Origin of the sequence: Pontibacter sp. JAM-7, from assembly GCF_048548695.2 — a bacterium.
In the GTDB taxonomy this organism is placed as follows: Bacteria; Pseudomonadota; Gammaproteobacteria; order Pseudomonadales; family Balneatricaceae; genus Neptuniibacter.
Genome location: NZ_JBLYIF020000105.1, coordinates 1 through 230, shown reverse-complemented (window position 1 = coordinate 230; position 230 = coordinate 1). Strand labels below are relative to the sequence as shown.

1 pseudogene is annotated in these 230 nt (G+C 52.6%); it reads left to right on the top strand.

The features are described 5' to 3' along the window. A pseudogene (locus ACFVYJ_RS13995) lies at window positions 1-230 on the top strand (ammonium transporter); the annotation flags it as partial.

Below are 230 nucleotides of genomic sequence, written 5' to 3'. Positions count from 1 at the left end.
ATTTCGCTGGCTCCACTGTCGTGCACTCAGTAGGTGGTTGGGGTGCCCTGGCCTCAGTGTTGATTATCGGGCCAAGGTTACAACGCTACGCTGCAAATAAGACGGTTCCTTCAGGCAGTAACCTGCCTCTGGCGGCTCTGGGCACGCTGTTGATCTGGTTAGGTTGGTTTGGATTTTATGGTGGCAGAATGCTGAGCTTAAATGATCAGGTGCCGGGCATATTACTCAAC